17 protein-coding genes are annotated in these 18,966 nt (G+C 40.1%); 4 read left to right on the forward strand and 13 right to left on the reverse strand.

The window, feature by feature from the left end; translation table 11 throughout:
• Positions 1–156: 156 nt before the first annotated feature.
• Genes IGJ53_RS08455 through IGJ53_RS08465 form a run of 3 tightly spaced genes read left to right on the forward strand, consistent with a single transcriptional unit; the run spans position 157 to position 4,196 of the window.
• Positions 157–1,173: an ABC transporter substrate-binding protein gene (locus tag IGJ53_RS08455; protein ID WP_259742412.1), complete on the forward strand. Its 1,017-nt coding sequence runs from the start codon at positions 157–159 to the stop codon at positions 1,171–1,173.
• Between the two features lie 13 nt (positions 1,174–1,186).
• The gene (locus IGJ53_RS08460) at positions 1,187–2,638 is read left to right on the forward strand and encodes a sensor histidine kinase (RefSeq protein WP_002374432.1); all 1,452 of its coding nucleotides are present in this window, start codon (positions 1,187–1,189) and stop codon (positions 2,636–2,638) included.
• Positions 2,631–4,196, forward strand: a complete 1,566-nt coding sequence (locus tag IGJ53_RS08465; RefSeq protein WP_259742411.1) for a response regulator transcription factor — start codon at positions 2,631–2,633, stop codon at positions 4,194–4,196. Before IGJ53_RS08460 ends, IGJ53_RS08465 begins: the two co-directional genes overlap by 8 nt.
• Before the next feature lie 141 nt (positions 4,197–4,337).
• Here the strand turns inward: IGJ53_RS08465 and IGJ53_RS08470 are convergent, their stop codons facing one another.
• The 10 genes from IGJ53_RS08470 to purC form a co-directional block, all read right to left on the reverse strand.
• Positions 4,338–5,252, reverse strand: a complete 915-nt coding sequence (locus tag IGJ53_RS08470) for an aldo/keto reductase (RefSeq protein WP_259742410.1) — start codon at positions 5,250–5,252, stop codon at positions 4,338–4,340.
• 122 nt (positions 5,253–5,374) lie between these two features.
• Complete coding sequence (purD, locus tag IGJ53_RS08475) at positions 5,375–6,649, reverse strand: phosphoribosylamine--glycine ligase (RefSeq protein WP_259742409.1); 1,275 nt, start codon at positions 6,647–6,649, stop codon at positions 5,375–5,377.
• Between the two features lie 15 nt (positions 6,650–6,664).
• Positions 6,665–8,200 carry a bifunctional phosphoribosylaminoimidazolecarboxamide formyltransferase/IMP cyclohydrolase gene (purH, locus tag IGJ53_RS08480; RefSeq protein ID WP_438750042.1) on the reverse strand — a complete coding sequence of 512 codons (1,536 nt, stop codon included), beginning with the start codon at positions 8,198–8,200 and terminating at the stop codon, positions 6,665–6,667.
• A complete protein-coding gene (purN, locus tag IGJ53_RS08485; protein WP_010732721.1) occupies positions 8,197–8,775 on the reverse strand; it encodes a phosphoribosylglycinamide formyltransferase in 579 nt (192 codons plus the stop codon). Before purN ends, purH begins: the two co-directional genes overlap by 4 nt.
• Complete coding sequence (gene purM, locus IGJ53_RS08490; RefSeq protein WP_010732722.1) at positions 8,772–9,824, reverse strand: phosphoribosylformylglycinamidine cyclo-ligase; 1,053 nt, start codon at positions 9,822–9,824, stop codon at positions 8,772–8,774. The genes purN and purM overlap by 4 nt, the downstream gene beginning before the upstream one ends.
• 22 nt (positions 9,825–9,846) lie before the next feature.
• Positions 9,847–11,286, reverse strand: a complete 1,440-nt coding sequence (purF, locus tag IGJ53_RS08495; RefSeq protein WP_438750046.1) for an amidophosphoribosyltransferase — start codon at positions 11,284–11,286, stop codon at positions 9,847–9,849.
• Entirely contained in the window at positions 11,271–13,493 is a 2,223-nt protein-coding gene (purL, locus tag IGJ53_RS08500) for a phosphoribosylformylglycinamidine synthase subunit PurL (RefSeq protein ID WP_086328306.1), read from the reverse strand. Before purL ends, purF begins: the two co-directional genes overlap by 16 nt.
• Positions 13,494–14,165: a phosphoribosylformylglycinamidine synthase subunit PurQ gene (gene purQ / locus IGJ53_RS08505; protein ID WP_002292228.1), complete on the reverse strand. Its 672-nt coding sequence runs from the start codon at positions 14,163–14,165 to the stop codon at positions 13,494–13,496.
• 1 nt (position 14,166) lies between these two features.
• Positions 14,167–14,421, reverse strand: a complete 255-nt coding sequence (purS, locus tag IGJ53_RS08510) for a phosphoribosylformylglycinamidine synthase subunit PurS (protein ID WP_438750048.1) — start codon at positions 14,419–14,421, stop codon at positions 14,167–14,169.
• Complete coding sequence (gene purC, locus IGJ53_RS08515; RefSeq protein WP_002374406.1) at positions 14,421–15,149, reverse strand: phosphoribosylaminoimidazolesuccinocarboxamide synthase; 729 nt, start codon at positions 15,147–15,149, stop codon at positions 14,421–14,423. Before purC ends, purS begins: the two co-directional genes overlap by 1 nt.
• A 255-nt stretch (positions 15,150–15,404) precedes the next feature.
• Between purC and IGJ53_RS08520 the strand changes: the two genes are divergently transcribed.
• Positions 15,405–15,782: a hypothetical protein gene (locus tag IGJ53_RS08520; RefSeq protein WP_010732725.1), complete on the forward strand. Its 378-nt coding sequence runs from the start codon at positions 15,405–15,407 to the stop codon at positions 15,780–15,782.
• Positions 15,783–15,948: 166 nt separating this feature from the next.
• Here the strand turns inward: IGJ53_RS08520 and purB are convergent, their stop codons facing one another.
• Genes purB through purE form a run of 3 tightly spaced genes read right to left on the reverse strand, consistent with a single transcriptional unit; the run spans position 15,949 to position 18,862 of the window.
• Positions 15,949–17,244 carry an adenylosuccinate lyase gene (purB, locus tag IGJ53_RS08525; RefSeq protein WP_002306865.1) on the reverse strand — a complete coding sequence of 432 codons (1,296 nt, stop codon included), beginning with the start codon at positions 17,242–17,244 and terminating at the stop codon, positions 15,949–15,951.
• 12 nt (positions 17,245–17,256) lie between these two features.
• Positions 17,257–18,381, reverse strand: coding sequence for a 5-(carboxyamino)imidazole ribonucleotide synthase (purK, locus tag IGJ53_RS08530; protein ID WP_002315161.1), 1,125 nt, complete (start codon positions 18,379–18,381; stop codon positions 17,257–17,259).
• The gene (purE, locus tag IGJ53_RS08535; protein ID WP_002315162.1) at positions 18,374–18,862 is read right to left on the reverse strand and encodes a 5-(carboxyamino)imidazole ribonucleotide mutase; all 489 of its coding nucleotides are present in this window, start codon (positions 18,860–18,862) and stop codon (positions 18,374–18,376) included. The genes purK and purE overlap by 8 nt, the downstream gene beginning before the upstream one ends.
• Between the last annotated feature and the right edge of the window lie 104 nt (positions 18,863–18,966).

Genomic DNA, 18,966 nt, shown 5'->3' on the forward strand with positions numbered 1-18,966 from the left:
TTTTTTATGGGATTTACTTTAAATTTTTTAGGTGTACTTTTTTTGTCTTGGATTTTTTTAAGTTTCTTGGATTTTTTTCGATTGATTCCTTTTGACTTTGATTTTCCCTTTTATCTGATAAGATAGTACTAACAAATCCAGATGGAGTGATTTAAAGTGAAACGTGTTTTATTTTTTTTAGCCCTTATTGTAATCGCTTACCAAACAATGGGGTGTACACCTAATACAAAGGAAGCACCTGACCCACTAGTCGTTGGTTTTTCGCAATCAGGAACGGAGAGCAGCTGGCGGAAAAAGCATACTGAATCAATTATCACTGCGCTTGAAAAAGAAGATTACCAAGTTCTCTACCGAAATGGTTACATGAATCAGGAACGGCAAATCCAAGATATACGGACGTTCATTGCTTATAAAGTGGATATGATCATTTTTACTCCTTTGCAAGAATCCGGGTGGGACTCTGTATTAAAAGAAGCAAAGCGAGCAGGAATCCCTGTCATACTTGTCGACAGACATATTCAAACGAATGATTCCGAGCTTTTCGTCACCCACATCGGCCCCAGTTTCAAAGCAGAAGGAAATCGGGCAGGTTTATTTGTCAGCAATCACTTCACAAATTCAAAGAAACAGGAAATCAGAATCCTAGAACTTGCTGGTTCAGAGAACTCCACACCGACCAAGCTACGCTCCGAAGGATTTTTGGAATCAATCAATCGTAAACCAACCCTAAAAAAAGATGGAACCATCGACCATAAACCTCCAATGACTATTGTTCACCGAATTGTCGGTGATTTTATTCGGATGAAAGGAAAAGACCAGATGAAACGATATTTAGAAACAAATGATTTATCCGAAATCGATGTATTATACAGCCATAGTGATGAAATGACTCACGGTGCTTTAGCTGCGATAAAAGAAACATCAATCAAACCTGGAGAAGATTTGATCATTGTAACGATTGATGGACAAGAAGATATGATCGAGAAGCTACGCTCAGGAATCGTCAATTGCGTAGTCGAGTGTAAACCTGATGTCGGCTGGTATGTAGCCAATACCGTTACTCGTTATTTTGGAAATCTTCAAACAGGAAAAACATTACCTAAAGATATTTTTATTTCCGAGACTGTCTTTTCCCAACAGAATATAGCTAACATCCCAACCAGAAATTATTGACTGGAGAAGTATCATGACAAAAAATTTAAGCATAAAACAGATTTTTGCCCAAGCAAACAAAGCCATGCTTCTATTTGCTGTTATCCCTTTGCTACTGAGCATACTGTTATATTCGCAGCAGCTTTTGATTTATCAACAAACGATCGCAAATATCCAAAAAGCAGATGCAATTGCTTTGAAGGTTGATCAAAAAGTTTTGGAAAGTATGTGGGACTTGATTTCTGGCCAAGTAACCGTAGATGAGTTCAATGAGGAAAATATCCTAGAAGAACTTAGGAATGATATTCGAGAGATCAAAAATAATACAAATACACTTAAAGAAATTAGTACGTTAGATGTATCGTTACGTACGATCGATACATTGGAAGATTATCAAACTGAGCTCATTCATCATATCTTGGCAGAAGATTTTATGGATACCAATGAGCAGATCATCAATCAGGTAGATTCTGTCACTCAACTACTGTCAGATATTTTACAGGATTTTGTTCGTGTGGAAATCGACTTAGCAAGTCAAAAAAATACGACGCTTGTCCGCTCGCTCATTTTATTAACGATAGTCGAATTGGGGGTTCTTAGTACTATTTTTTTCTATGCGAAAAAGAATCGTCGCTTTTTAGAACAAAAGGTCCAAGAGCCGATCAATCAGCTGATCACAATGTCCGAACAGCTTTCTTCAGGAAATCTTGGATTTCGTTTAAACATGCCAGAAACACAAGAACTACAGACACTTACCGCTAGTATGAACAAAATGGCGGAAGATCTAAACCAGTCTTTACGGGAGAATGCTTTGAAACAATACCATTTAGCACAAAGTGAAGTTCGTGTATTGCAAGCTCAGATCACTCCCCATTTTATTTATAACAGTTTGGATGCCATCATTTCTTTGATCGAACAAGACTGCTTTGAAGAAGCTCTGACTATGACCCATGCACTTTCCGGCTTTTTTCGTACGTCTTTAAGCAAAGGACAAGACTGGATTCCTCTTGAAAAAGAAATCAGCCATATCAATGATTATCTGGTCATTTTAAAAATAAGATATGGACATATGCTTGACTATAAGATCGATATACCAGAAACACTTTTTCCTGTTTCTATTTTAAAGATGATCTTGCAACCATTGATCGAAAATGCTGTGTACCATGGAACAAAGTACGTTCGTCACAAAGGATTTATTCGTATTACTGCATGCAAAATCGACGAAATGATCCAATTCAAAGTCATAGACAACGGTATTGGCATTCCTGCAGAAAAACTAGCAGAAATACGTAAAGAGTTAGCCAAAGGGATCGATTCAGATTTCAGTATCGGCTACGGGCTTTACAACGTAAACAAGCGTCTCCTTCTCTATTACGGAAATAATCAAAAACCTATCACGATTGACAGCAAATACCGAGAAGGGACAACTGTCACACTGACGATTCCTATATCTCCCAAAACAATTGGAGGAAACAAACATGTATAAAGTTTTTATCATCGAAGACGAATACCTCATTCGCAATAACTTGCGGGAACAAATAACTGCCCTTGGTTCTTATTATCCAATCACTTATGTCGGGGAAGCTGGAGATGGTGAGATGGCACTGTCTTCGATTATCGACTTACAGCCCGATATCATTCTGACTGATATCCAAATGCCATTCATGGACGGTTTAACTTTTTCAAAAGAAGCAAGGAAACTGCTTCCTTGGACTCGCCTCATATTTATTAGCGGATTCGACGATTTCGATTATATGAAAGGGGCAATCCAAGTACAGGCAGATGATTATCTACTTAAACCAATTAAAAGCAACGAATTGAAACAAGCAATTGAAAAAGCAGTGACTGCTTTAGACTTGCAGCAAAAAGAAACGCACCCTTCTTCTGATCTTGTTTTCGAATTGAAAAAAAATCATTTCTTGAACGGTTTGTTCAAAGGCTCACTTACGATCAGTGAAACATTGAAACTTGCTGAATCTTTCAATCGCTCTTTAGCAGGGAAAAAAATGACCGTATTATTAGCAGCAAACCAAGTCAGTACAGACTTTGAAGATTACGCTCATCTCAGTGATTATTTGAAGTTTTTATTTAGGGAGAATCAACAAGTGATTTTTTCTGCTGTTTCCTCTCGATTCATTAAATTTTTAATAGTTGATCCTCTTGAAGAAAATGTGATCGAAACCAGTTATCAGGTAGCCCAAACGTTGGTCCATGAATTAGAAAAGGGACAAAAAAATAATTTTTCTGTCGCCATCGGTCCTGTCGCAGAAAGAATCAGCGAATTACCTGCATCTTTTGAGATCACGCAGATGATACTTGAAACCGCCAGTTCCCTTAAAGATCAAATTATCAGCTATGAGGATTTGATTAAAGAAGCGAAACTTCCAGTTGATTCTGTCTTTTACTTTGATCTCTCACTTGATTTGTCTTCATTATCGAAAAACGAAGTATCTAAGTACATCGAACACTTGACGAAACCACAAGGCACACCAACTCGAACACGATTATATCGTTTATTTGTCTTGACTAAGCTACTCCAGCATGTCCGCCTGAAAGAAAAGGAAATCCCGCAAGAAATGGTTCATTGCACATCCACCAGTCAACGCTTAGCAATCAGCGCCGACGACTCGCTTTACCGTTCGACTGTTTATATGTTCATTTCTTTCTTAACTGCTCTGCCCTCACAGCCTTCAAGGAACAAATATCAGCCAATTTTGAACCATGCATTGGATTTTATCAAAGAAAATTTTACCAATCCAGATATGTCCTTAACTTGGGTCGCTCAACAAGTTGCATTAAGCCCCTCTCATTTCAGTACGATTTTTTCTCAATCGTTTAACCAAACATTCATCGATTATCTGACAGAACAAAGAATCGAATTAGCAAAAAAATTATTACAGCAATCAGACTATCGTATCTCAGATATTGCTTTTGAGATTGGTTATAATGACCCTAACTATTTCAGTTATTTATTTAAGAAAAAACAAGGGATTTCCCCAAAAGAATATCGGACACAGCTTTTCCTTGAAAACAAAAATAAATAATAAATAATAAATAAAATCCGTATAGTGATACTCTTTCCCGTTGGCAATTAAAAAAAGACGGAATATCTCGAAGCTGAAAATAGCTTTCAAGATATTCCGCCTTTTTAACTGATCGCACCGTTCACCTACTTATGACAACTTTTAAGGTAAAATGTTTCCAGCAGCACGGTACAATTCGTACCAATCTTCCCGAGACATGTTAATTTCTGATACTTGAGCGATTTCCTTGATTCGCCCTACGTTCATCGTACCGGCGATTACTTGCATATTGGCTGGATGGCGCAAAATCCAAGCAGAAGCCAAGCCAGTTGGTGTCGTTTGATATTTAGCTGCTAGTTCTTCTAATGTTTGGTTTAATTCAGGGAATTTTTCGTTCCCGATAAATACACCTTCAAAAAATCCATACTGGTATGGCGACCACGCTTGAATCGTCATATCATGCAAACGGGAATAATCAAGTACACTACCATCATGGTCGATACTTGCTTCATCTGTCATATTGACATGAATCCCTTGATCGATCATTCCAGTATGTTTCAAGCCAAATTGCAGCTGATTAGCTACTAATGGTTGACGAACATATTTTTTCAGCAATTCGATTTGCATTGGTTTTTGATTGCTGACACCAAAATAACGGACTTTACCTGATCGTTCCAATTCATCAAACGCTTCAGCTACCTCTTCTGGTTCCACCAATGTATCTGGACGATGAAGAAGTAAAGCATCCACATAATCCATTTTCAGACGGGTCAAACTTTTTTCCACAGATTCAATGATATGTTTTTTAGAAAAATCAAACATCACACCTGGAACGATTCCACATTTTGTTTGAATAAAAAGATCTTCTCGTTTGATTGATGTTTTTGCTAGAGCATCTGCAAAGATTTCTTCACATTCACCGTTTCCATAAATATCTGCATGGTCAAAAAAATCAATGCCGTTTTCATAAGCTGTCTCAATCACTTTTACTGGATCTTCCGCATTGTTGATACGCATACAGCCTAAGATTACTGCAGCTACTTTCTGATCAGAAGTACCTAATTGAACTTTTTTCATCTGAACTCCTCCTTATTTATATACACAACAAAAGTGTACCACACTCTTTATGAAAAGGCTTCACTAAAATCGGCGCTTCCCACTATATTTGTTGTATTTTTTTATAAATGGAAGCAGCTGATTTACTTCACGACCAGTTCGCTATTGGCAGCTTTTTCTCCAATATCTGTACGATAAAATGTTCCATCTGTCGTTTTATCCATTAACGCGGTGTAGATTTTTTCCTGCGCTTCTTTGATCGTCTCACCGTATGCTTCTACTAGATAAAGGCGTCCTCCTGTTCCAACTAGTTTGCCGTTATTTGAGGACACTCCAGCATAGTAAACAGAAAGCTCTTCTTCCAGAAAATCTGGTAGAACCATTCCTGTCTCATGTTCTTCGGGGTAACCGGCAGCTGCCACCACAACGCCTACATTGTATCCTTCTTGCTGCCACTTTAACTCTACTGCACGATTCTCTAATAAGTCATCGATTACTTGCGCAAAGTCACTCTTCAACCGAGAAAGAACAACTTGCGTTTCAGGATCACCGAAACGCGCATTGAATTCGATCACTTTTGGTCCTTCCTTCGTAGCAATCAAACCCGCATATAAAACACCCGTGAAAGAGCGTCCTAGTTCTTTCATTCCCAAAGCCGCTGGTTTTAAAACTTCTTCCACAGCTTTTTCAATCATCTTTTTTGGAATTTGCGGCACTGGTGAATAAGCACCCATTCCGCCTGTATTTGGCCCTTTATCGTTATCAAATGCCCGCTTATGATCTTGCGAAATGACCATCGGATACACCTTGGTATCACGGACAAACGCCAAAAGGGAGAATTCTTCTCCTGCCAAAAACTCTTCTACGACGATTTTTTTGCTGCTGTTCCCAAATCGATGCTGGTTCAACATTTGTTCTGCTACATCCAGCGCTTCCTTCACTGTTGTAGCCACGACTACACCTTTTCCAGCTGCTAAGCCATCCGCTTTCACTACGATTGGCGCACCGTTTTCTTTGATATACGCTGCTGCTTTTTCGTAACATTCAAAACTTCTGGATTTAGCTGTCGGGATTTGATAAGTATCCATCAATTGTTTAGCAAAACTTTTCGAACCTTCGATCAGAGCTGCTGCTTTTGTCGGACCGAAGATTTTCAATCCTTCTGCCATAAAATCATCGACGATCCCATTTAATAAAGGAACTTCAGGACCAACGATACTCCAATCAATAGCCTCATTCTTAACAAAATGAATTAATGCTGAATGATCTTGTTCACTGATAGCGACACAATTGATGCCATCCTTTGCCATTCCAGGATTTCCTGGCGCACAATACACAGTATCCACCTTCGGACTGTCTAAAAGTTTTTTACTTATTGCATGTTCACGACCACCTGCACCGATCACCAAAATGTTCATTTATCCGACTCCTCTCTAATGTCTAAAATGCCGAACATCAGTAAAGACCATTGCTAGATCGTATTTGTTCGCCATATCAATAGAATCTTGGTCTTTGATACTTCCACCTGGCTGAATGATTGCTTTTATACCATGTTTAGCTGCATATTCAACTGAATCATCCATTGGAAAATAAGCATCGCTAGCTAAAACTGCACCTTCCATTTTCTCTTGCGCTTGTTCAATCGCAATTTTTACTGAACCGACTCGATTCATCTGCCCGGCTCCGATTCCTACTGTCTGACGTTCGTTTGCCAGCACGATCGCATTAGATTTCACATGTTTGACAGCTTTCCAAGCAAACGCCAATGCTTTTGCTTCTGCTGGAGTTGGCTTACGTTTTGTCACGACTTTCCACTCTTCTTCGTTTTCCATTGCCAGATCTTGATCTTGTACAAGAAGTCCACCTAAGACTGAGACCGTTTCTTCTCGATTTTGATTTTCTTCTTGCGCAAAGTCTACTGTCAGTAATCGGATGTTTTTCTTTTTTTGCAGTAATTCCAAAGCTTCTTTTGTATAAGAAGGAGCAATGATGATTTCTAGAAACAGCTTATGCATCTGTTCTGCTGTTGGCAGATCTACTTCTCGATTCAAAACGATGATCCCACCAAAGATTGAAACAGGATCTGCTTCATATGCTGCTTCCCACGCTTCTGAAATCGTAGATGCTGTCCCAATACCACAAGGATTCATGTGTTTCAAGGCGACTACCGTTGGCTCGTCATATTCCTTCATGATCCGTAACGCAGCATCTGCATCTCGGATATTATTATAAGAAAGTTCTTTCCCATGGAGTTGTTTTGCTGCTGCGATCGAATATTTTTCCAGAAGAGCGGACTGATAAAAGGCAGCGGCTTGATGGCTATTTTCACCGTAACGAAGCGTTTGTTTTCGTTCATACGTAAGTGTCAATTTTTCCGGTTCTTTTTCTTCCACCCAATCCGTTAAGTATTGAGCGATCAATGCATCATATGCAGCAGTATGACGAAAGACTTTTGCCGCTAGTTTTTGTCTGAAAGAAAATGAAGTATGCCCATACTGACGTAATTCTGAAAGTACTTCTTCATAGTCAGATGGATCAACAACAGCGGTGACAAATTCATGGTTTTTTGCTGCACTACGGAGCATACTAGGACCACCGATATCAATATTTTCAATAGCTTCTGCTATTTCGACATCTGGTTTCATAATCGTTTCTTTGAAAGGATATAAATTAACACAAACAAAGTCGATTGGTTGGATATTTTCCGTTTCCATTGCCTCCATATGGCTAGGGAGATCGCGTCTTCCTAAAAGACCACCATGGATTTTAGGATGAAGTGTTTTGACACGGCCATCCATCATTTCAGGAAACCCTGTCACTTCTTCGATCGAAAGCGTTTTGATCCCAGCTTGATCCAACGTATGCTTTGTTCCTCCTGTTGAAATGATTTCTACTCCTTGTTCAATCAAACCTTGGGCAAATGCTACAATCCCAGTTTTATCTGATACACTGATCAATGCTCTTGTCATTTCAGATAGCCTCCATTTTCAATAATTTCACTAATCACTTCTGGATAGATCCGATGCTCTACTCTATGGATTTTTTCTTCTAAAGAATCGAACGTGTCCTCCTGTTCGATCCTCACTTTTTCCTGCCGGATGATTGGTCCAGTATCTACACCTTGGTCGATATAATGAATTGTGACACCCGTTTCTTTTACTCCAGCTTCAAATGCATCACGAATGCCATGCAAACCAGGGAATGCAGGTAAAAGAGATGGATGGATATTGATGATTCTTTTATCATAATTTTCCAGCAATACTGGTCCAATGATTCGCATGTATCCAGCTAATACAATCAAATCGATCTTTTTTTCTTTCAATTTATGCAAAATCGCTTCTTCATACTCTTTTTTGGAGTCAAATTCTTTAGGTGAAAAACAATCTGCCGGTACATTCAATGCGACTGCACGTTTCAAAACATATGCTGCAGGCTGATCACAAAACAACCAGTCAATCGAAGCTTCCAATCCTTTTTTCGATAGATAATCGGCTAGCGCTTGAAAGTTGCTTCCGTTTCCAGAAGCAAAAACAGCGATTCTCATCGTTCTTCTCCTGTAAACACTACACGATGTTTTTCTTTGGCGATCACTTTTCCGATTTCATAAACTTTTTCGCCAACTTGCTCAATCTCATGTACTATTTCTTTTACTTTTGCTTCCTCGACTGCTAAGACCATCCCAATGCCCATATTGAATATTTCATACATCTCCATCATAGGAATCTCACCATATTTTTGTAAACAGCCGAAGATCGGAAGAATCGGCCATGTGCCAAGTTTGATTTCAGCAGCCATAGATTCTGGTAACATTCGCGGGATATTTTCTACAAACCCTCCACCAGTGATATGTGCAGCTCCTTTGATTTTCTTTTCTTTGATCAGGGGAAGCAAGGCAGAAACATAGATTTTCGTTGGTTCAAGTAATACTTCGCCAAGTGTTTTTTTCAATTCTGGCAGGTTTGATGATAAAGAAAACTGCTGCTGCTCAAAGAAAATTTTGCGAACAAGAGAGTACCCATTTGAATGGATTCCGCTAGATGCTATTCCAAGCAACACGTCTCCTGGGTTGATTGTTTCTCCTGTCAATAATTGAGATTTTTCAGCTATCCCTACAGCAAATCCGGCTAGATCATAATCATTTCCTGAGTACATACCGGGCATTTCAGCTGTCTCTCCGCCAATCAGTGCCATATTTCCTTGAACACACCCATCCGCTACACCTTTTACTACATTTTCTAAACGTGTCGGATCATTTTTCCCCGTTGCTAAGTAGTCTAAGAAATACAACGGCTCTGCGCCTTGTGCTAAGATATCATTGACACACATCGCTACGCAGTCGATTCCGATCGTGTCGTGTTGGTCTGCTTCGATTGCCACTGCTAATTTCGTCCCTACACCATCGGTCCCCGAAACAAGGACTGGCTCTTTTAATTGAAAGACCGATAAATCGAAACAGCCGCCGAATCCTCCTATAGCGCCCATCACACCTAATCGTTCCGTTTTTTTGACATGCTTCTTGATCCGTTCTACTACTTCATATCCAGCTTCGACATCTACGCCAGCTTTTGCGTATGCATTTGCCATTGGCTTCATATGCTCCCTTCTTGATCTGCTTTTAAAAGAACGATACTTTTTCTTTTAGTGATTCCTGATATTTTTCTTCATAGTCATATAACGGCGTCGGATAATCTCCGTTGAAATAAGCCATACACAATCCTGAATACGGAGCATCTTTTTCCAGACCGATCGATTCGATCAGACCCTCTTCACTTAAAAAACCTAAAGAATCGGCACCGATACATTCTTTGATTTCATCAATCGTGTGATTGGCCGCAATGAGTTCTTTACGCGTTTGAATATCAATCCCATAAAAACATGGATATTTCAAAGGAGGAGAAGCAATCCTCACATGTACTTCTTTTGCTCCTGCTTCTTTCAAAAGATGGACGATCCGTCTGCTTGTCGTGCCCCGAACGATCGAATCATCAACCATAATCACCTTTTTCCCTTCCACTACCCCACGTACAGCAGATAATTTCATTCGGACGCCTTGCTCTCTTAGCTCTGGCGTCGGCTGGATAAATGTTCGGGCAATGTATTGATTTTTTACTAATCCAATTTCGTAAGGGATACCGCTAGCTTCTGCATAACCACTTGCGGCTGATAAAGAAGAATTAGGTACACCAACAACCATGTCTGCTTTTACTGGCGATTCTTTCGCTAAATTCCGTCCCATATTTTTCCGTGCAGTATGCACATTGATTCCTGCGATATTTGAATCCGGTCTGGCAAAATAGATATATTCCATCGAACAAATAGAAAGCTGCGTGTCCTTCGTAAAGCAAACAATCTGGATTCCTTCATCATTGATGATCACTATCTCACCAGGCTGGACATCTCTTATAAAACGTGCCCCAATAACTTCTAATGCACAAGTTTCCGAGGCAATCACGTATGCTCCGTTTTTCATTTGTCCGATTGCTAATGGACGAAAACCATTTGGGTCCAAAGCGGCAATCATTGCCGTTTCTGTCATTAATAAATAGGCAAAGCCACCTTTGACTTCATTTAAAGCACTTTTCAATTTATTTAAAAAATCTGTTTCTTCACTTCGTCGGATCAAATGCATCAATATCTCCGTATCGGAGTTGGAATGGAAGATCGCCCCATTTTCCTCTAACTCTTTTCTAAGGGAACGAGCATTGATTAAGTTACCATTATGCGCTAAGCCGATCGACTGATCATGGAATTTGAATAGAAAAGGCTGAATATTGTCCACACTTCCATTGCCTGCTGTTGCATAACGTACATGTCCGATTGCAGCTTCTCCCGTTAACTGCTGCAATTTTCTTTGATCTTTGAATACCTCAGAAAGTAGACCCAGATCTCGATGACCCATGAGTTTTCCTCGATCATTGGACACGATACCAGCACCTTCTTGTCCTCGATGCTGAAGACTATGGAGCCCGAAGTATGCCACACTAGCGGCGTCTGGATGACCCCAAACACCGAAGATTCCGCATTCTTCATTTAAACTCTTCACTTCATAAGACATACGATTGCATCCTCCCAGCACTTTCTTGCTACTGCTGTTTCTATTTTGATTTGACCGTCAGTTGCTGAAATTTCGATTATCGCTTCATCCGTCACCTTACCTGCTAAAACAGCAGCATCTCCCATCATTTCTTCGAATCGTGTCTGGTTTTCCGGTGCAACTGTCAATACAAATCTTGATTGAGTTTCTGCAAACAATTGAGCAGAGGGCAAGCCAAACTGCACAGATAAACCTAGCTGATATTTGAAAGCTGATTCTGCCAGTGCAATTGCCAAGCCACCTTCTGAACAGTCATGGGCACTTTCGATCAATCCGTTTTGGATGGCTGTCAATACTAACTCCTGGTTTTTCTTTTCAACGGCTAGATCAAAGTTTCGAATCACCCCTTCGATTCTTCCAAGCTGCATCTTTTGTAATTCACTGCCATCAAAATCTGCAAACGTCTTGCCTAATATATAGATTAGATCCCCTGATTTTTTGAATTCCTGAGTAGTGATATGTTCATGATCCTCGATCAATCCGACCATACCGATCATCGGTGTTGGATAGATTGCTTGACCGTCCGTTTCATTATATAAAGAGACATTTCCTGAAATAACAGGAGTTCCTAACGTTTCACACGCAGCAGCAATGCCGTCAGCTGAAGTCGATAATTCCCAAAAAACTTCTGGTTTATCAGGAGAACCATAGTTCAGGCAGTCGGTGATCGCCAAGGGTCTACCACCGCTAGCAATGATATTTCTAGCTGCTTCTGCCACTGCTATTTGTCCTCCGACTTTTGGATCCAAATAGAGATAGCGAGCGTTGCAGTCTGTGGTCATCGCTAATGCTTTATTCGTCCCTCTGACTCTCATCACAGCCGCATCGCTTCCTGGACAGACAACTGTATTGGTTTGTACTTGTGAATCATAAGTTTCGTAGATTGAACGTTTCGAAGCAATCGTCGGTTGTTGCAACAGATCAAGCAATACTTGTCCAGGTTCTTCAATAACCGGCTGATAAGGGGCCAACTGCTGAAAATCTGCGATTCGAGCTGGTTCTTTCATCTCTTTATGATAGACTGGCGCATCTTCAGCCAGCGCATCGACTGGCAGATTCGCTACTTCTTTCCCTTGATGATATAGACGATATTGCCCGTCGTCTGTTACTTTACCGATAGTGACTGCATCTAGATCATACTTCTGAAATAGTTCTTGGATTTTTTCTTCCTCTCCTGATTTGACACAAATCAACATCCGTTCTTGTGATTCCGATAGCATCATTTCATAAGGCGTCATTCCAGTTTCTCTTTGTGGGACTTCGTCTAATGTCAATATAAGTCCTGAACCAGCTTTTGAAGCCATTTCCGCACTAGATGAAACAAGTCCTGCTGCTCCCATATCCTGTATACCTACTAGAGAATCCGAATGATGCAAGATTAATTCCAAACACGCTTCAAGCAGCAGCTTTTCCATAAAAGGATCGCCTACTTGTACAGCAGAACGTTGCTGTTCTTCTTCTTGACTAAATTCTTCTGAGGCAAAAGTTGCGCCGTGGATGCCGTCGCGACCTGTTTTTGCTCCTACATACATGATCGAATTGCCGACACCAGCGGCTTGCCCTTTCTGGATATCTTTGTGTTCAATCAAACCTACACACATTGCATTGACTAATGGATTTCCTTCATAACAAGGATCAAATGCAATTTCGCCACCTACAGTCGGTATGCCGATACAATTGCCATATCCGCCGATACCTGCAACTACTTCTTCTAGTAAATATTTTGTTCTTGGATTATCTAATTCGCCGAATCTCAATGAATCTAGCAACGCAATTGGACGAGCCCCCATGCTGAAAATATCTCTGATGATTCCGCCAACTCCTGTCGCAGCTCCTTCATAAGGCTCCACGGCTGAGGGATGGTTGTGACTTTCTGCTTTGAAGACAACTGCTAGTCCATCACCGATGTCGACGATGCCTGCGCCTTCTCCAGGGCCTTGCAAGACATGAGGTCCACTAGTAGGAAATTTGCGTAGAACCGGTTTAGAATTTTTATAGGAACAATGTTCGCTCCACATAACAGAAAACAGTCCAGTTTCCGTATAATTAGGCATTCTTCCTAAGATATCTTCTTCGATCATTCGATATTCTTCATCAGTCAATCCCCATTCGGCATAGATTCTTTTTTTCTTGATCTCTTCAGCTGTCGGTTCATTCAATGTTTTCATCTATACGGTCACCTTTCCGAAGTTTTTTAAAATGGAAGCAAAGAACCGTTTCCCATCTTCTGATCCTAGCAAGTCTTCTACTGCACGTTCTGGATGAGGCATCATTCCTAACACATTCCCCGCTTTATTCGTAATCCCTGCAATGTTTTCCACGCTGCCGTTGATGTTGTCATTATAAGTAAAGACGATCTGATTATTTTCCTTTAGTTCTTCAAGTGTTTCTTCGTCACAGAAATAATTTCCTTCCCCGTGAGCAACTGGAAGAGAGATTATTTCATCTGCTTCATATTCTGAAGTAAAGGCCGTCTTAGGATTGACTTTCAATGGTACAGTTTTACAAATAAAATGCAAAGACTCATTTCGTCTCAGTACACCTGGCAACAGTCCAGCTTCTGTCAATATCTGGAATCCATTACATGTACCGAATACGGGTTTCCCTTCTTCAGCAAAACGAATCACTTCTTCCATGATTGTAGAAAACCGAGCAATCGCGCCGCATCTCAAATAGTCACCATAGGAGAATCCTCCCGGCAGTAAAACCCCATCAAATCCTTCTAAAGAGGACTCATCATGCCGAACGAATTCGGCATCAGCGCCCATGATCTCGCGAACTGCCCATAACATATCTGCGTCACAATTTGAACCTGGAAAAACGATGACCGCAAATTTCATGTTACACTTCCTCCATTTTTTTGATTTCATATCGGTATGTTTCCATATTTACATTTGCAAGCAACTTGTCACAAATCGTTTCAATCACTGTATCGATTGGTTCTTCTGTATCAGCAAGTTGTATCTCAAAGTATTTTCCGATATGGATATCTTCGATTGTTTCATATCCCATACGATGGACTGCTTTTTTTACTGCCTCTCCTTGAGGATCTAACACTGAATCTTTATAGGTTACATAAACTTTTACGAAATACATCATACTCGCTCCTTTTCTTCAGTTAGTTCCGATAGACGGTTATATACTTCTTGATAGACTGGAATCAGATCACCTAAGCCTCTGCGGTAAACGTCTTTGTCCATATGTTCATTCGTACGTTCATCCCATAATCGGCAAGTATCCGGTGTTACTTCGTCCGCAAGTAATATTTTTTCATTCGACCGACCAAACTCTAGCTTGAAATCTACTAAAACCAGACCAACCTTAGCGAATAATTCGATCAAAATTTTATTGATAGCTAATGCTTGGGTTTTCAGCTCACTGATTTCTTCCGGTTTTGCCAGTTGCAAGAAATAGATATGCTCTTCATTGACAAAAGGATCATCCAACTGATCATCCTTATAGTAGAATTCAACGATTGGCTCGATTAATTTTTTGCCTTCAGGAACACCTAGACGTTTTGAGAAACTTCCTGCTGCAATATTTCGGATAACCACTTCCAGAGGGATGATTTGTACTTTTTTTACTAATTGTTCGGTTTTAGATAATTGTTCAATAAAATGATTTTTTATTCCTCGCTGGGTCAGATAGCGGAAAATCGTACTTGTGATTTGATTATTCAATTCTCCTTTCCCACTTATCTGATCTTTCCTCGCGCCATTCAACGCAGTCGCCTGATCTAAGTATTCTACCCAAATCAAGTTTTCATCAGAGGTAAGATATAATTTTTTGGCTTTCCCTTCGTACAGAAGTTCTTTTTTCTCCATGTCTGACTCTCCTTTTTATTTACATTGAAAGCAAATACATCGATTTTTGTTCGTGTTTTCACTTTGAATTTTAACAATCATCTTTTTAGAAATCAACATAAATATGTACATTAAAGGCATTAGATTCTTTTAATGTTCGTGTTTTGTTGCAAGTGTAAAAATCCCCTCATCAACAAGCGTTTACATTTATATATAATGATGGTATATTAAAATTAACTAAAAATTTGGATAACTGGATCGAGGAGGCACTTGCCGATGGAAGATGCAATAAAACAAGGTCAGCTTTTTTTATCAGAATTAACGGCTGAAGAACGTTCCTGTCTATATAATGATTTGTTGTCAATCAAAGACGTTTATTTATGCAATAAAGATACTAGTTTTTATACCTTTCGGAAAATCCGCCGAGCAGCTAAGCGTTGCGCTGAATGCCGTAAAAGGACTTTTAGTTATCGGACAGAACACAAAGGCGAACTTTTAATCAGTCAGATCCACGAGCAGAAACGTTTCAAAAATCACTATCGTATCCAGATCTTATTTAATGGACAAGAGATGGAATATACTTTTCTCGAAAATTTGCTGCAATATCTCCATAACCAGCATTTTAGTTATAATAGCCAAGCCATTTACGCTTAATTCCTCTATTTTTTGTATGTAAAGAGGTAGTCGCTTTTAAAATCAGGTTCCTATTATCGATAAGAAAACATAATAAACTAAAAGAAGCAGAACCGCTAACGGATCTGCTTCTTTTTTGGTTATTTTTACTATTCTATTTTAATTGAATTTTGCAACTCACTCTTCTTTATTCCAAACCTACTCGTTTGAATATCACGTCAACGTTTTTCAAATGATGATGATAATCAAAGGCATCGTCTATTTCTTCTTTAGATAATACCGATGTGATGGTTGGATCTTCTTCTAACAGTGGGCGGAACTGAACTTGATTGTCCCAAGCGTACGCAGTTTTTGGCTGAACAAGATCATAAGCTTCTTCTCTTGTCATTCCCTTATCGATCAATTTCAGCATAACGCGCTGGCTATAAATCAAACCAAATGTTGCAGACATATTCCGCTTCATGTTTTCAGGAAATACCGTTAGATTTTTAACGATATTGCCAAAACGATTTAACATGTAATTCAATAAAATCGTGGTATCAGGCAAGATGATTCGTTCTGCTGAAGAATGAGAAATATCTCTTTCATGCCATAATGTGACATTTTCATAGGCAGTGACCATGTGTCCGCGCACCACTCTGGCTAGACCAGCCATATTTTCTGAACCGATCGGATTCCTTTTGTGTGGCATAGCAGAAGAACCTTTTTGACCTTTCGCAAAAAACTCTTCTACTTCACGTGTTTCAGACTTTTGCAATCCGCGTATCTCTGTTGCAAAGCGTTCAATACTTGTAGCAATAAGCGCCATCGCTGAGAAATATTCAGCATGGAGATCCCGAGGGAGAACTTGAGTAGAGATTTCTTGCGGACGGATCCCCAATTGTTTACATACATACTCTTCAATAAATGGCGGGATATTTGCGAACGTCCCCACTGCTCCTGAGATTTTTCCTGCTTCTACTCCTTTTGCCGCATGTTCGAATCGTTCAATGTTCCGTTTCATTTCTGAATACCATGTAGCAAGTTTCAATCCAAAAGTAGTTGGTTCAGCATGGACACCGTGTGTTCGCCCCATCATCACTGTATATTTGTGTTCTTTTGCTTTTTCGCCAATGATTTCCGTAAAACGTTTCAAGTCTTCCCGTAAAATATCATTTGCTTGCTTGATGAGATAGCCATAAGCAGTATCTACGACATCCGTACTTGTTAGACCATAATGGACCCATTTTCTTTCTTCTCCCAATGTTTCAGAAACCGCTCGTGTAAAAGCAACGACATCATGGCGTGTTGATTTTTCGATTTCCAAGATCCGATCGATATCAAATGATGCATGCTCACGGATTTTTTTCACATCTTCTTGCGGGATTTCACCAAGTTCTGCCCAAGCTTCATCTGCTAAAATCTCGACTTCGAGCCACGCACGGTATTTGTTCTCTTCCGTCCAGATATTCCCCATTTCAGGGCGTGTATAACGTTCTAACATGTTTTTTCTCCTCTAATCCCAAATATTCGTTTGTTTGATTTCTTCCAGCGTTTGCTGGATGTCTTCTGTCAAGATAGTGATATGTCCCATCTTGCGACCTTTTTTCGCTTGTTTTTTTCCATAGAAATGGAATTGCCAGTCTGGCTTATTCTCAATCAAGCGATAGCTTTCCAACAGTTGTTCTCCCAAAACATTGACCATCACTGCATTGCTTGTCAGACGCACTTTTTCTCCTAACGGCCAGCCGCAAATACCTCGAATATGGGCATCGAACTGACTCATAGAACAAGCTTCGATAGAATAATGTCCAGAATTGTGAGGACGAGGGGCTAATTCATTCACATATAGCCCGCCTGTTTTTGTTAAAAACATTTCTACCCCTAAAGCACCTGAAAGGCTTACTGCTTCTGCAATCACACGGGCAATACGCTCAGCCTCTTCAATCACATCCTGAGCAATCGCGGCTGGAGCAATCGTTTCGTGCAGAATGTTGTTTCGATGGATGTTTTCCACGACCGGAAAAGTTGTGAAATCTCCTTGTCCATTTCCTGCCACCATGATCGAAATTTCTTTTTCAAATGGGATCCAAGCTTCTAAAACACAGGTTCCTTCTCTTAAAAGATCCATTGCTGGGGCCAAGTCTGCCCGACTTTTCAAAACATACTGCCCCTTGCCATCATAACCGCCTCGAGTGGTTTTCAAAACGCAGGGATAACCGATCCCGTCAATCGCATCTTGGATATCTGTCGGACTGACGATCGTTGCATAAGGAGCAATCACGATGTTGTTCGTTTCCAAAAAAGATTTTTCCAATAGGCGGTCTTGCGTAATCGCAAGCAAGTCTGTCCCTTGGGGAATAAATGACATGGGTAAGATCGCATTTAGCGCCTCTACACTGACATTTTCAAATTCATAGGTAATGACATCTGTTCTTCTAGCAAGCTCTTTCAGCGCAAAGGTGTCATCATAGACACTTTCAATGTGCCAATCTGCAACTTGTGCGGCTGGACAATCACTTACAGGATCCAGCACACCTACTTTAAAGCCCATTTCTTTTGCACTAATCGCCATCATACGACCTAATTGACCGCCGCCGACGATCCCGATCGTTGAACCAGGCAACAAAGGTTTAACCAAGTTGATCACTACTTTCTATAACAGTTTTAGCCAACATTGAACGTCTTTCAGCCAATTTAGCCTCCAATTCTAAATCATACATGGAAAGCATCTGTATCGCAAGTAGTCCAGCATTAATTGCTCCAGCTTTTCCGATTGCCGTAGTAGCCACAGGCACGCCTCCAGGCATTTGAACAATCGACAGAAGCGAATCTAAACCATTTAATGTTCGTGATTGGACCGGTACGCCGATAACCGGCAAAGTTGTTTTTGCCGCAACCATCCCCGGTAGATGGGCGGCTCCACCTGCTCCTGCAATAATGATTTTGATTCCTTTTTCTCGAGCGCTTTGTGCATATTCAAACATCAAATCTGGCGTGCGATGAGCAGAAACGACTTTTTTTTCATAAGACACACCGAATTCTTCCAATATTTGACATGCTTCTTTCATTGTTTCCCAATCTGAAGTACTCCCCATAATCACAGAGATTTTTGCTGTCATTGTTTTTCCTCCCAGTTTTTCTACACCCATATTTTAACAATCGTATTTTTTGATGTCAAAGAAATTTCGAATATTAATAAAGAAAATCATTTTATTGTTCGTAT

This window comes from Enterococcus sp. DIV1283b (genome assembly GCF_051710965.1).
Classification (GTDB): Bacteria; Bacillota; Bacilli; order Lactobacillales; family Enterococcaceae; genus Enterococcus_B; species Enterococcus_B lactis.